A 14284-nucleotide genomic window follows, 5' to 3' on the forward strand; every position below is an offset into this window, starting at 1 on the left:
CACAGAGATCGGCGGCTCAGGCAACGGATCGCTCGAACACGGCAATATGGGCGACGGCTTCCTCAAACCCCCAGAGCCCACCGCCATTTTCCTGGACGGCGATCCGCGCCTTCTCGACTTGTCGCGACCCTGCCTCTCCCCGCAACTGCGCAACGAGCTCGAAGATCTGTCCGATGCCGGTCGCCCCGATCGGATGCCCCTTGGATTCGAGCCCGCCCGATGGGTTGATGGGCACGCGGCCGCCCAGCGTTGTCGCCCCACTCTGCGCAAACTTGCCGGCGGCTCCGAGCTCGCACAGTCCGAGATTGGCGCTCTGGATGAGTTCGCCGATCGCGGTGGCGTCATGGACCTCCACCACGTCGACGTCGTCCGGCGCCACGCCCGCCTGTTCATAGGCCGCTCTTGCCGTGAGCCGGGTGATGTGGTTATCGAGATCGTCACCTCCGCGCGCTGTCGCGGACCGGATGACGCTCGCCCGCACCTTGACGGCGCGAGACGCCTGAACGCCCAGGCGTTTGAGCGCCGCGCCGGTGCAGACGATGACAGCCGCGGCGCCGTCGGAAATCGGCGCACACATCGGCAGCGTCAACGGGTAGCTGATAGCGCGCCCCGCCAATACTTCGTCGGCCGTCATCGATTTGCGATACTGCGCTCGCTCGTTATCGACCGCGTGGGTGTGGTTCTTGGCGGCGACAAAGGCCATCTGCTCCTGGGTGATGTCGTGCAAACGCATCAACTGTCGACCGAGAGCGGCGTAGACATCCATGAAGACGCTGTAGGGCCGATCGGACACGCTTCCGGGAGGCGGTTCGACACCCTGGCCGAGAGCGATCAACCGATCCGCATTTTCCTTCGGCGTGTGGACATCCCAACCCGAATCGAAGATGGCGAACATCTTCGCCTTGTCCTCGTCGTACATTTTCTCGGCGCCGATCGCGAGGGCGACCTCGCCGGCTCCGGCGCGCAAATGGTTCACCGCGAGATTGAACGCGGACGACGCCGTCGCGCAGGCGTTTTCCACGTTGAAGACCGGGATTCCATGAAGGCCTTCGGGCAACAGCGCGACCTGCCCGCGGATGCAGGTCTGCCCCTCCATGAAACCCTGGACGGCGTTTCCAAAGAAAGCAGCCTGGATCTCGGATTTATCGATGCCCGCATCGCTTAACGCATCATTCAAAGCCCAGGCCACAAGCTTTTTCAGGCTCTTATCCAGATGCCGACCGAACGGTGTCATCCCAACACCGATGATATAGACGTCTTCCATGTGAATTCCTCCGAATTAGATTGAGCGCCAGTGGCCCTGCCAGAATTTTTCGCGCACCACGCGTCGCAACAGCTTGCCGACGGGGCTGCGTGGCAACTCGCTCCAAATCTCCACGCGCTTGGGAGTCTTCATGCTGCCGAGGCGTTCGCGACACAGCGCCAATACCCCGTCTTCGGTCAACGCCTGGCCCGGCTTGAGCTGGATGACCGCAGTGACGGCCTCTCCCCACTTCTCATGCGGCGCTCCGACAACGATACAGTCCAGGACAGCCGGGATCTCGTAGATGATCTTTTCGATTTCCGAGGGGAAGATATTGAACGCGCCGCTAACGATCATGTCCTTCTTGCGATCCACGATCGTGACGAATCCCGCATCGTCCATGACCCCGACGTCACCGGTGTGGTGGAAGCCAAACGCACTGACTTCATCCGTGGCTTCGGGGTTCTTGTAGTAGCACTTCATCAGGGATGGTATCCTGACCACAATCTCTCCTCGTTGCCCACGCGGGAGGATATTGCCGTCGTCGTCCATAATTTCGATGCGGACGTACTCCGCCGCACGCCCTGCGGAGCGCAGAACCGACTCGTTGAATGAACCGTCATTCAAGATGTAATCCTCGGGCGCTTTGACCGTCACCGGCATATGCGTTTCCGACTGCGCATAGGATTCCCACACAACGGGTCCCAGCAAGGCGACGATTTCCTTGAATTTTTCCGGCGAGATGGGAGCGGCCCCGGTCAGGCACATCTTCACCGATGAGAAGTCGGTGCTTTTGGCCTTTGGATGCATCAGGAGCGCGCCGATCATCGTTGGCGGCATGAACAGGTGCGTGATCCTTTCCTGCTCGATCAGGTGAAGGACTTTTTCGGCGTCGAAGCCCGACATGATCACGTTGGTGCCCGCGGAAGGATAGAACGCCATGGCAAACATTCCAGCGGCGTGCGAAAGCGGCGCTGTCGTCAGGACGCGCGAACGCGCTTGAATCCTGAAGGCCTTTTCCTGGGCGATCAGTCCTTGTTCGAGCGTATAATGGGTGTGCACGACGCCTTTCGACGGACCGGTCGTACCTCCCGTCGGCACAAGACACGCCCGCCGCATCATATCGGGCCTGGAGTACGGAAACTCATTGAACTTTCCGTCCAGCCAGCTCGCCAGGCTTTCCCCTTCGGTGGAATCGGCATCAATGCAGATCCATCTGCAGACTTTGCTATTGCCGGCCTTCAGTTGCCGCACCTCCTTTTCGTAACGGCTGTTGAAAAAGACCAGCTCGCCATCCATGAAGTCGAGCACTTCCGCATTGGTTTCGACAGCGTTGCGATCGTGCACGCCAACCCAGGCGAAATCGGCCCGGTTGATCCCCATCTGCAGCATGGAAATGCGGGGATCATTCGAGCTGTAGATCCCGATCACCGCTCCCGCCGTCAATCCGGGCTCGCGGCTCAAAGCCGTCGCAATCGCGTGCACTGTCCTGCGCGCTTCCGCGTAGGTCAGGCGCAGATCCCCGAAAACCGCAAACTCGACGTCGGGATTGGCAAGCGCCGTCTTTTCGAAATAGTCCGATACCCGCACTCTTCCCTCCCGGTGAGGCACGCTCCTGGTGCCCGGACTGGCTTTGCCTGCATGGAGTCGCATCGCATGTTCCGCCTGACGCGCGGGACCTGTAGTGACGCGAGCCCAGCACAAACGAGCCCGGAACCATATTTATTACTTGATCGTCTCATTTTCTGACTTAAAAGTCAATATTGATCGAAACCTCTTTTTGAGCAGGAGAAAAGCGTGGAGCCCCAGACCCAGAAGGTGATTTGCGAGCGTCGCGGTCACACCCTCGTCATTACCATCAACCGCCCTGAAGCCCGCAACGCCGTGGACTATGAGACGTCGCTGCAGATGGAAGCCGCCCTGGATGCCCTCGATGCGGATCCGGACCTTCGCGTGGGCATCATTACGGGGTCGAACAAGACGTTTTCGGCGGGAGCGGACCTGAAAGCGGCCGCCAAAGGTGAGAGCTCGATCACCGAACGTCGCGGCGGCTTCGGTGCTTTTGCGCGCCCCTCGCTCAAGCCGACGATTGCTGCTGTTGAAGGTTTCGCGGTGGGAGGCGGATTCGAGCTTTGTTTATCATGCGATCTCGTCGTCGCAGCGCGAGGCGCAAAATTCGGGCTGCCTGAGGTACGCCACAACGTGGTGGCGGTCGGAGGCGCCTTGTTTCGGCTCCCCAGGCGAATTCCCTACAATGTTGCTATGGAGATGGCGATCACCGGGCATTTCAGAAACGCCGAGGATCTTTACGGTCTCGGCTTCGTCAATCGGCTGGCCGAGGAAGGTCAAGCCTTATCCGTTGCCCTTTCGTTTGCCGAAGAAGTTCTTGCCAACGGACCGACCGCCGTGTGGGCAAGCCGCGAAATCATGTTCCAGTCCAACAACTGGACTGATGAAGGAGCCTGGAGCGAGCAGTGGAAGATTGCCCGGGTTGCGCTCGACAGCGAGGATGCAAAGGAAGGCCTGCGAGCCTTCGCAGAAAAGCGCAAACCCCAATGGAAGGGGCGCTAGATCATGCGGCGCGCCGCTCTTGATATAGCTCTATCGGTTGCGTTGAGGCAGGACCGTGTCCGGCCTCGCTCACATGGCGAACGAGAAACCCCCATTGACCGGATAGGTCTGTCCGGTCATCCAGGAGCTTGAGTCGCTGGCCAGCAGCGTCACGAGGCCTGTAATGTCTTCGGGACGTCCGAAGCGGCGGATGACATAGCGTTCAAGCTGCCGTTTCGTCTTCTCGGGAGGCTGCGCCTCGATGACCGGCGCTATGGTCGGGGTCAGCGTTGCGGCAATCGCGACACAATTTGCGGTAATATTGTAGCGACCCAAGGTGCGCGCCACCGCCCGCATGAAGCCGGCGGCGCCAGCCTTGCCGCCCGAATAGACCTCGATCCCGGACTCCCCAACTCGTCCCGCGTCGGAGATGATTGTGATCAACCTGCCGCTCTGCTGCTTGACCATAAAGGGTGTTGCAGCGGTCACGCAGGCGATCACGCCGAAAAGATTGACGCCAAGCCAGCGCTGCCAGTCTTCCGGAGACGTCTCCCAGAATGGCTTCGGTGCACCGCTGGATGGGTTGGCCCCTTCGTTGCCAGCATTGTTTACCAGCACATCCAGGGTGCCGAACTCATCAACGGTGCGGCGCATCATGGTCCTGACCGCATCGATGTCGGCAACATCCGCCTGGACAGCGATCGCTTTGCCGCCCGCATCGACGATTTCCCGCGCGACCTGGGTGGCGCGTTCCAGAAAATAATCGTTGACGACAACCTTTGCGCCGTGAACCGCGAGCGTCAGCGCAATTTGGCGGCCAACTCCCTGCCCGGCACCGGTGACGACTGCCGCCTTGTCGTTCAAATCAAGAATGTTCATCGATGTCTCCCTGCAAAACCCCCAGAGCCGGCGCTCGCTCTATCAATTTTCAATACCGGCGATAGAACGGAATTGACGATAAAGTCATTTTTTTTATTTCTGCAACGCAATTTACGAAATGGGAGCATCGCCCGCGGCCGATGTAGCGCCCCCTGATCTTGCGCGCCTAGGATGAAATGCCTCTCGCTGGCGGCAGGCGATCGGACGTCCCCGCGTTCGGGCCGACGATATAACGGCTTCTCGCTCGACCGATGGCCACGAAGACGCCCGCCGCCGCTGCAAGCTGGGCGCTTACCGAGCCGCCAACTTACTTTACTCAAAGATTTAAATGGATTACTTCAAAGTCAGGAGTTTAAGCGATCATTGATCGCGTGCACTTCTGTTGTCGGATTGTCTTCCGATAAAATCGCGGAAGATTCGACACGATGCCGCACTGCCCATTATGAGGAGCTGAGAACGAAGTGCCCCGATGGAAAAATGTCCTTCAAACCAGTGATGAGGTTTATCGCGTCAAGCGGAACGCGGTGCTCCGGGAGGCAACGCGCATCATCGCAAGAAGAGGCTTTCACAACACGTCTCTCGACGACGTCGCCGAAGCCCTTCAGGTCTCAAAAGGCACGCTCTACAATTACGTAACTGACAAGCTCGAGATACTTTTCGAGTGCCATATCATGTCCCTCGACATGGGATTGCAGGCCGCCGCCTTCGCAGAAAAGCATGGAACGACGGGATATTCGAAGCTCCGGCTGAATCTGCGCGCCTATATCCGCTGGCAGAACCAGGCCTTGGGCGCCGGCGGCGTGACGTCGGACGTGACCGCGCTGCGCCCCGCGGATCGACGCAAGGTCATCGCAAGGCGTGACGAGATCGAGAATCGCCTCGTCTCGTTTATCGAGGAGGGCATGAAAGACGGCTCGATCCGGCGTATCGATCCGAAACTCGCCGTTTTCACGATGATGGGAGCGGTGACGAATGTTCAGAGCTGGTACTCGCCGAACGGCCGGCTCGGATTGGACAAGATCGCAGACGGGATGGTTGATCTGCTGTCGAACGGCTTGGGGACGGGCGCAAATCCCGACGATATGCTGGTGGAAATCCCTGCTGATGTCCCTCTTGACGTGTTCGGCACCGAAAGCGACAGGCAGGCGGCGGACGCGCCTGTAGCTCTTACGGCATCTAAGGGCGCCGATATGGGTTCACCGGAAAAAGCGAGGCGCCGTCGCGCATCGCCGGCCGGGGGAGCCCGGCCTGGAATCAAGGCAAAGAAAAGCCGAACCTGATTTTACGGTCACGTCCCGTACCGTCGCGCAGCCTCGTAGACATCGGCCAATCCCGGCCCACTCGTGTCGCAGAGCTATCGCCATTGACTTTTCTAGTCACATTAGTGACCTTATAGTCAATTCTATTTTGATCCGCGTCTGGAAAAGACCGATCGCTTCGGGAGTCCGATCGCTTGGAGCCGTACAGCCGACGAGGAACGCGCTTCTCAGGCTTCATTGAGAGCCGGTCAGCTTTTGCGACGGATTGACGATATGTCGATCCTGCAAGGTCTACGCGTCATCGAGATTGCCGGCCTGGGCCCCGGTCCGTTCTGCGGCATGCTCCTTGCGGATTTTGGCGCAGACGTGATCGTCGTGGAGCGCAAGGATGCGAGGACGCCATTGCCGCGTCCGGAATACATCGTGAACCGGGGGAAACGCTCGATCGCCCTGGACCTGAAGCAACCGCAAGCCGTTGACGTGGTGTTGCGGCTCGTCGAGCGCGCCGATGTATTGATCGAGGGCATGCGGCCCGGCGTCATGGAGAGGTTGGGCATCGCTCCCGAGGTCTGTCTGGAACGTCGCCCTTCGCTCATCTATGGCCGCATCACGGGGTGGGGACAGCATGGTCCGCTGTCTCACTCGGCGGGGCACGACGGGAACTATACCGCATTATCGGGCGCTCTCTGGTACGCAAGTCCTCCGGGTATAGCGCCCGTAGCCCCTCCAACCCTGATCGGAGATGTCGGAGGCGGCGCACTCTACCTCGCGATCGGCTTGTTGGCCGGCGTTCTCAAGGCAAGGCAGAGCGGCCGTGGACAGGTAATCGACGCAGCCATCGTGGATGGCTCTGCGCATATGTTGAACTTGCTACTCAGCGCGCTGGCCGCCAACGGCGCGGGCCATGAACGAGGCGTGCATTATTTTGATTGCGGTCCCTCGGTCAATACCTACCGTTGCTCGGACGGCGGTTGGATCATCGTGTCGCCTCTCGAGAGTCAATTCTACGATGAACTGCTCAAGCGCATCGGACTTGCCGGAGATCCCGTGTTCGAGAACCGGACTGCCGCCGCGGATTGGCCTCGACAGCGGGCCGTATTGTCTGAGACCTTTGCCACGCGGACGCGTGCCGAATGGTGCGCGATCCTCGAAGGAACCGACGCCTGCTTCGCCCCTGTCAACGATCCCGCGGAGGCGGCGCGCCACCCGCATATGGCCGCGCGAAAGGTATTTGCCGAAGTTGATGGCGTATTGCAGGCTGCTCCGGCCCCGCGCTTTTCTGAGGACGCCCCAACCGATTGGCGGCGAGGTGTGCCGCGTATCGGCGAGGATACGGAAACCATCCTCCGCGAGACCGGCTATGATGAAAGCGGTGTGAGGGAATTGAGATCGTCCGGAGCCATCTAGGCTCGTATCTCGCCGACTGGAGAACACGCGAACCGGTGGCGCGCGGCGCAATGTCCCGCTTGCGGAGTCCTATTGCGGAACAATCTGGACCAGCCTTTTGCCGATCGCAGTCCCGCGCATCATGCCGATCAGCGCTGACGGCGCCTGCTCCAGCCCTTGGACGATATCCTCATGGAAGTATATCTCGCCGGCCTGCAACCACGGCGCTACCCGAGCTTGATACGCAGCAAGCTTGTGCACGTGGTCGGAAACCATGAATCCGGTCATTGCGATGCGCTTTGCGAACATCGCCTGCATTCCCTTGATACCGCTTTCGTTGACCGCGTTATACTCGGATATCATTCCGCATATCGGAAAGCGTGCCCCTGCATTCGCATGGCGCAGTGCAGCCTCGAGCGTACTTCCGCCCACATTATCGAAGTACACGTCGATGCCGTTCGGGCACAGTTCGCGCAGCGCTTCATCCATATCCCGCGTCCTGTAGTTGAACGCCGCGTGGAACCGGCATATCGTCTGGACGAAGGACACCTTTTCATCGCTGCCAGCCGAGCCGACCACGCGCGCGCCGGCGCGCCTGGCGAACTGCCCTGCCAACTGACCTACCGCGCCCGCGGCCGATGAGATGTACACGGTGTCGCCGGGTTGCGGTCGACCCAACTCCATCGCGCCCACCCAGGCGGTGAGGCCCGGCATGCCCAAAGCGGAAATCGCCAGGGTTGGACGGCCTAGCGCCGGGTCGATCAGATGGAGGCCCTCCCCACGCGGCAGCACGGTGCGTTCGGCCCAGTTGAGGAAGCCCCACACGTAATCTCCTTCGCTGAAACGCGCGTTTCTCGACTGAAGGACGCGACCGACAACACGCGAAGCCAGGGGCTTGCCGACTTCGAAACTCGGCGCATACGAGGCTTCTTCGTTCATCCGGCCCCGCAGATAAGGATCCAGCGATAGCCAGACCGCCTGGACGATCACGTCTTCGGCCCCGCAGGACGGCTCCTCACGATCTTCGATCCGGAAGCAGGATTCATCGACCCATCCCGTCGGGCGCTTGGCAAGCACGACATGTGCGTTCGTGCGACCTGGCTGCGGCATCTTTTCGCTCCTCGAGCTGTTTGCGGTGACGATGGTAACGCCCGTGAGTAAGGTTGCTTCAATGCGCATGGCCAGGCGTTTGATGAAGTGACCGTCGATAGACGGCGGCGCATATATCATCGCCCATCAATCTTAGAACCTCGGGCGATCATATCCGTGCATGACTGTGAGTGTCTGCGCGGTGATGCCGGCGCTTTCATCCGAGAGAAAGAACAGCGCCGCGTTACCGATGGCCGCCGCGGCTGCTCGCCTGCCAGGCGCCATGCGATCTTGGTCGCAGCGAGCGCTAACTTCGGGGCCGAGGCCGCGCGGCGTGCATTGAGGGCCGCAATAGACGAGATTTGCTCGAATTCCGCGCGAGGTCACTTCGTCGGCGATGTTTCGCATGAGTGCGGCGATGGCTGCTCCGACCGGATGGCACCCCATGCTATTCCAGCCAGTCCCAGCGTCATCTATCGCGGCGGTGAAGACGATCGAGCCGCTGTCGCTGAAATTGGATAGCGCTTCGCGGCAACACAGCATTAAGCCACCTACATTCAGATCGAAAACGCGCGTCAATTGCTGCGCATCGAATTGATGATGCTCGAGGCTACCTCCGCTCGCCGCATTCAATACCAGCCCATCAATGTGGCCTCCCAGGACTTGGCACGCTTCGCGCATCATCCAGCCGATGTCGGCCTCAAAGGCGAGATCGGCTGCTATGGCGCACGCATCTCCTCCATCGCTATGGATCCGGTCGACGGTCTCCATGGCAGCTTTCTCGTCGGGGCCGGCAAACGCGACCCGCGCGCCTTCGCGGGCAAACAGACGGCTCATTGCCGCTTCCGTGGGAGCATCCGCAAGCGCGGCATCGTGCCGCCCGGTTTTTACAACAAGCACGCGGCGACCTCGCAGCCGTCCTGGCCTGGGCGCAACGACGTTCGATGGTAGCAAGTTCAACACGTCAGCCTCGCTGTCGGAAAACGGATCGTCAGGTGCCGCTCTCCTGTCGACCGTCCTGATTGGATGACCGGGCAGCGGCCGCAACGACCACGATATGATCCAATTGACGCAATAGTCAATTTATTGTATATCGCATTTACCAGTCGAATGGCAACGAGCAGAGAAGGTCTTGGATGCTGCCCCCCGCTTTGAAGGGTCGCTTGCGACTCCCCGCCATAGCTTCGCCTATGTTCCTGGTCTCTGGCGTCGACCTGGTGGTCGCGACCAGCCGGGCCGGATTGGTAGGAAGCTTTCCAAGCCTCAATCAGCGCACCTCGGAGGGATGCGAGGCGTGGCTGAAGGATATCCGGTCGCGCCTTACGAACGCTGATGCGCCCTGGGCGATACAGTTCGCGGTCCATCACACGCATAAGCGCATGGCGGAAGACATCGCGCTAACCGTTAAGTACCAAGTGCCTATTTTGATCAGCGCCATCGGGATAACGCGAGAAGCGACGGATGCCGTGCACTCTTACGGGGGTCTTGTCTTTCACGATGCGATAAACGTACGGCACGCAAAGAAGGCGCTCGACGCGAATGTGGATGGGATCATCGCTGTGTGTGCGGGCGCCGGGGGGCATTCGGGCACGTATAATCCGTTCGCCTTCATCGGCGAATTGAAACCCCTCCTGGGCGATAAGGCGCTTATCCTGTCCGGCTGCATCGGGAACGGTCATTCGCTTGCGGGAGCGATAGCTGCTGGCGCGGACCTCGGATACATCGGCACCCGCTTCGTAAACACCAAGGAGAGCATCGCATCCGAGCGTATGAAGCAGCTGGTAATCGAATCCGATATCCGGGACGTCGTATATTCTTCTGAAATCGATGGGCTTGGGGCCAACTGGCTGAGACAAACGCTTCCGGACAAGCCGGTTGGCAGTGACAAGCCGGGGGCCAGTCTTGCGGAGTTGCTATCTGACCACAAGCGCTGGCGCGACATTCTGAGCGCCGGACAGGGCGTCGGCTCGATAGATGACATCCCGACAGTTGCTGCGTTGATCGAGAGAACCGAGCATGAGTACTTCTCGGCTGCGGAGCGACTTCAGGTAGGCCGAGACTCCCAGGGGCACAACGCAAAGGTTCGGACCGCCGGGTCAGGCCTTTCCGGTACTTCAGCAGTCGGGTTACCGCGGTAGTGCGTGAGCCGCGCGATCGCACGCGACGTGAGTTGGAACGAATAAGAAATCGAAAGGGAGAAACGCTATGGATCGACGCACTCTACTCTTGCTTGCGGCGGCTACTGCTCTTGGAGTCAATAGACGTGCGTCGGCTTCGGAGACGCCCGGCGTTACGTCGACCGAACTCAAGATCGGCAACACGGCGCCCTACAGTGGTCCTGCATCTGCGTTCGGCGTGATCGGCCAGGCATTGAACGCATACTTCCGGCAGGTAAACGACAACGGCGGCATTTCAGGACGCAAGATAAACTTCATCTCGCTCGATGATGCCTACAGTCCGCCCAAGACGGTCGAGCAAACACGGCGCCTCGTCGAGAGCGATGAAGTAGCGTTCATACTCAACGGGATCGGCAGTGCTCCGCAGTTGGCCGTTCAGCGATACATGAATCAACGAAAGGTCCCGCAGTTGTTTGTCGGGGCCGGTGTGGACAGATGGAGCCAACCGGATGCGCTTCCGTGGTCAATTGGGTGGCAGCCTACGTTCCGTACCGAGGCATCAATCTACGCGCGGTATATTGATGCTGAGAGACCGAACGGGCGGGTCGCCATGCTGTACTCATCGGAGGATGCCGGCAAGGATTACGTTGCAGGATTAAGGTCGGTATGGGGAGGCAACTTCGATAAGAAGGTAGCCCGAATGGCAACGTACGAATCGAGCGATCCCACAGTCGAGAGTCAGATCGTCTCATTGCACGCCTCTGGGGCCGATGTTCTAGTGATCACGGCAACGCCCAAATTCGTGGCCCAGGCGATCAAGAAGATCTATGAACTGAACTGGAAGCCGTTGACGTTGATCACCAATACAGGGATTTCTGTTGCGGCTGTGATCAATCCTGTGGGACCCGAGAAGGCAGTAGGCGTCGTTTCTACCGGCTATCTGAAGGACAACGGCGATCCCGCCTGGAAGGATGACCCCGGCATGAGCGCATTTCGCAGGTTTATGAAGCAGTATATGCCGAACGCGGATTTGGGTGATTCGAACTATGTTTTCGCCTACAGCGTCGCCGAGACCGCGCTCCATGTTCTCAAGCAGTGCGACGGGAATTTTTCGCGTGAGAACATCATGAAGGAGGCAACGAACATTCGCAATTTGGCGCTCTCGTGCTTGCTTCCCGGCATTATGGTCAACACCGACCCGAAAGATTTCCGTCCGATACGACAAATGCAACTTCAAAGGTGGAGCGGCACGCATTGGGAGCGGTTCGGCGATCTAATCGACGGGTCAGCCACGTGACTTCCGCGTCGATCGTTTGCACCTGAGGACGATATCGGAGGAGCGCTACCCGGGACGGCGCAGATCGATCGTGACGCGGTGGCGGCAGCAGGATCGTGACTGGCGTTCGATATCGACAGTTTCTGACACATCGACACGCTACCAATTGACGGGCGCACCTGCCCCCAATGCCCTGTCAAAGGAGAGATAAGTGGTCTCATTGTCACCTGTCGCGATCGACACCTTCCTGACTGGAGACGACGATCCAGCCGTTGTGATGTTGAATCACCTCTGCTTTGACTCCGATGGCGGCGCGCCGGCTCGGGAGCACAATTTGCGTAGGGCAACCATCTTAATGAGTCTGGTAAGTTTATTGATCTCGGTTTCTGAGAAGCAGCTCCGGATCCGGCGAAAGGAGGAGGATCAGTTATGACCAATCAAGAAGCCTGGAAACTATACGAGAAATATCTAAGCGCGTGGAATACAACTTCGATTGAGCAGCGCTTGAAAATCGCCACCGAAACTTTGAGTGAGAACATTGAATATCAAACTGTCAGACATGATTTGTGCACCGGTCGAGCGCAAGTCATTGAAGATATGGCCACGTTTCATGAAAGGTTCCCGGGAGGCCATTTTGAAATAGGCGGCGTCTCTTCGCACCACAATGTGGCTTTATTAACTTGGGTTATCATTCAGGCCGATGGCAAGGAGTTTGCTCGCGGAGGCGACCAAATCACCGTCGATCGCAACGGAAAGATTTCGAAAATTACTACCTTTGCGCCATCTGCAAGAGATCCGAATTGAGCTCTAAGAAATTTGCATCTGGAGCTCACTCACGTTGCGTTTAAGATTGGAGTAGCAGCATTTGCTGATAGCGCGCTGTAACCTCTGAGGCGCATCGACCGCCTGATTTGACGCAAGGAGTTTGGTGGCCGCGTCGAACGAAAATAGACGGTCGCGCGGCACTTCAAACATTTCGATTATAAGGGGCGTCCCATCGGCTGGGTGTTTCTGTAACCGAGGCTGCGGGATGAGAGCGCCCTACATTAGCGAAACCAGCATCTCGCCAAGTCACCTCCGCGCGATCTCGGACTGTGTGCCATTCTTGATACCGTCAATTCCGGAAGACAAGTTGGCCCCGTCAATGCATGCAGCCTTGGCCCCAACGACAATCTTGCGATAGCGTCGAAGCGTCACCTCCCGCGGCCACACCGCTCGAATATACACTACCGTTTTGGGGATAGCGTAGCTTTGCACTCGTACGGAGGCATAACGCGTTGTAGGACTGTGAACCGGCATACAACAGTTCGTCGACCACCGCCCTCGGCCATGCAATGGCCAGGCTGCGGTCACACAAGGCAGCGCTAACCGCAAACGTAGCGCTCAGCCGGATATCGCGCATGAAACGACCGAGTAACATCGTGAAAGCGACAGATCGGTGCGAGTCGGTCGCCGTGCCCGGCGTGCGCAATGACCTGTTACGATGGTTGCCTGAAACCGTGAGACGCAGTTTTCGTGATCAGTGTGCTATTCGAAGTATTCCGGCTGGTCAGGTCATTTTCCAGTATGGCGATGAACGTGGGGAGATGTACCGGGTCCTCCGAGGGACCGTCCGAATATCCACGATGCGGGTTGATGGTCTCGAGATGATCTACGCTTTACTTGGTCCAGGAGAGTGTTTGGGCGCCAGTAGCCTGATCGACGGAGAACGCATGCCGCAAACCGCTGAGGCGCTTGATGACGTCAAAATTCAGGTTTTAAGTTCCGCGGCATTTTCCAAGCTTCGCGAGACATATCGCGTCTTCGACGACGCTTTGCTCAGGCTGCTGTCGAGCCGCCTGCGGATGATGAGCGCCCATATGGCGAATGCTGTACTTGCTGATCCACCGAACCGGGTCGCCTTACGCCTGCTTGAGGTTGCGCATGTCGCGCCGGACGGCGGACTGCATGTTTCAATAACGCAGGCAGCACTCGCACTTCTAACCGGAGCGTCCCGTCAAACGGTTAACAAGGTCCTGAAACAACTGGAGCGCAAAGGCTTCATTTTTTTGACCTACCGTCGCATTGAGCTAAGGAATATCGATAAGCTGAAGCGGATGGCAGAAATCATCTGAGTTTAGCTTCAATTCGCTGCTCCTAGCACGACACGTCTGGCTCAAGTTTCAGTCATGGCGCCAGGTACCGCAGCAGTTCCGGATCGCTCCGCACCTTACCCGCCTCGCCCTGCAGCGCGACGCGGCCGCGGTCCAGCACATAGGCGTAGTCGGCGACGCGCAGCGCGAGATCGAGATGCTGCTCGACGATCACGACCGAGATGCTCTTGGCAAGCTCGATCAGCCGTTCGGTGATCTCCTCGATCACGCCGATCCAGACGCCCTCGGTCGGCTCGTCCAGCAACAGCAGCTTCGGATTGCCGAGCATGGCGCGGCCGATCGCCAGCATCTTGCGCTCGCCGCCGGACAGCGTGCCGGCCGGCTGGTCGAGG

General features: G+C 59.0%; 13 protein-coding genes. 7 read left to right on the forward strand and 6 right to left on the reverse strand.

All coding sequences use genetic code 11. From position 1 onward, the window contains the following. Nucleotides 1-16 precede the first annotated feature (16 nt). Nucleotides 17-1264: a thiolase family protein gene (locus AC628_RS13920; protein WP_074127370.1), complete on the reverse strand. Its 1248-nt coding sequence runs from the start codon at nucleotides 1262-1264 to the stop codon at nucleotides 17-19. A gap of 15 nt (nucleotides 1265-1279) precedes the next feature. Further along, nucleotides 1280-2833 carry a class I adenylate-forming enzyme family protein gene (locus AC628_RS13925; protein ID WP_074127371.1) on the reverse strand — a complete coding sequence of 518 codons (1554 nt, stop codon included), beginning with the start codon at nucleotides 2831-2833 and terminating at the stop codon, nucleotides 1280-1282. Between the two features lie 207 nt (nucleotides 2834-3040). Between AC628_RS13925 and AC628_RS13930 the strand changes: the two genes are divergently transcribed. Then, complete coding sequence (locus AC628_RS13930) at nucleotides 3041-3814, forward strand: crotonase/enoyl-CoA hydratase family protein (protein WP_074127374.1); 774 nt, start codon at nucleotides 3041-3043, stop codon at nucleotides 3812-3814. Between the two features lie 69 nt (nucleotides 3815-3883). Here AC628_RS13930 and AC628_RS13935 read toward each other — a convergent pair whose 3' ends face one another. Further along, nucleotides 3884-4672, reverse strand: coding sequence for an SDR family NAD(P)-dependent oxidoreductase (locus AC628_RS13935; RefSeq protein WP_074127376.1), 789 nt, complete (start codon nucleotides 4670-4672; stop codon nucleotides 3884-3886). A 461-nt stretch (nucleotides 4673-5133) separates the two neighbouring features. On the opposite strand from AC628_RS13935, the gene AC628_RS13940 reads away from it, so the two are divergent. Together AC628_RS13940 and AC628_RS13945 are read left to right on the forward strand one after the other, a co-directional pair. Continuing rightward, the gene (locus tag AC628_RS13940; RefSeq protein WP_083632881.1) at nucleotides 5134-5952 is read left to right on the forward strand and encodes a TetR/AcrR family transcriptional regulator; all 819 of its coding nucleotides are present in this window, start codon (nucleotides 5134-5136) and stop codon (nucleotides 5950-5952) included. Between the two features lie 252 nt (nucleotides 5953-6204). Next, the gene (locus AC628_RS13945) at nucleotides 6205-7338 is read left to right on the forward strand and encodes a CaiB/BaiF CoA transferase family protein (protein ID WP_074127378.1); all 1134 of its coding nucleotides are present in this window, start codon (nucleotides 6205-6207) and stop codon (nucleotides 7336-7338) included. Nucleotides 7339-7407: 69 nt separating this feature from the next. Here AC628_RS13945 and AC628_RS13950 read toward each other — a convergent pair whose 3' ends face one another. Continuing rightward, nucleotides 7408-8547: an NADP-dependent oxidoreductase gene (locus AC628_RS13950; RefSeq protein WP_083632883.1), complete on the reverse strand. Its 1140-nt coding sequence runs from the start codon at nucleotides 8545-8547 to the stop codon at nucleotides 7408-7410. 12 nt (nucleotides 8548-8559) lie between these two features. Beyond that, a complete protein-coding gene (locus AC628_RS13955) occupies nucleotides 8560-9243 on the reverse strand; it encodes an SDR family oxidoreductase (protein WP_083632884.1) in 684 nt (227 codons plus the stop codon). Nucleotides 9244-9596: 353 nt separating this feature from the next. Here AC628_RS13955 and AC628_RS13960 point away from each other — a divergent pair, with 353 nt between their 5' ends. The 4 genes from AC628_RS13960 to AC628_RS13980 all read left to right on the forward strand — a co-directional run bounded on the left by AC628_RS13960 (nucleotide 9597) and on the right by AC628_RS13980 (nucleotide 13913). Then, nucleotides 9597-10544, forward strand: a complete 948-nt coding sequence (locus AC628_RS13960) for an NAD(P)H-dependent flavin oxidoreductase (protein ID WP_074127379.1) — start codon at nucleotides 9597-9599, stop codon at nucleotides 10542-10544. A gap of 67 nt (nucleotides 10545-10611) precedes the next feature. Further along, entirely contained in the window at nucleotides 10612-11820 is a 1209-nt protein-coding gene (locus AC628_RS13965; RefSeq protein WP_074127380.1) for an ABC transporter substrate-binding protein, read from the forward strand. Between the two features lie 408 nt (nucleotides 11821-12228). Then, nucleotides 12229-12603 (forward strand): nuclear transport factor 2 family protein, encoded by a 375-nt coding sequence (locus AC628_RS13975; protein WP_074127382.1) that lies wholly within the window; start codon nucleotides 12229-12231, stop codon nucleotides 12601-12603. A gap of 596 nt (nucleotides 12604-13199) precedes the next feature. Next, the gene (locus tag AC628_RS13980; RefSeq protein WP_168193370.1) at nucleotides 13200-13913 is read left to right on the forward strand and encodes a Crp/Fnr family transcriptional regulator; all 714 of its coding nucleotides are present in this window, start codon (nucleotides 13200-13202) and stop codon (nucleotides 13911-13913) included. Nucleotides 13914-13965: 52 nt separating this feature from the next. Here AC628_RS13980 and AC628_RS13985 read toward each other — a convergent pair. Next, nucleotides 13966-14284 (reverse strand): ATP-binding cassette domain-containing protein (locus AC628_RS13985; RefSeq protein ID WP_143201592.1); only part of this gene is annotated, 319 nt, incomplete at its 5' end.

It is taken from the genome of Bradyrhizobium sp. NAS96.2, from assembly GCF_001908235.1.
In the GTDB taxonomy this organism is placed as follows: Bacteria; Pseudomonadota; Alphaproteobacteria; order Rhizobiales; family Xanthobacteraceae; genus Bradyrhizobium.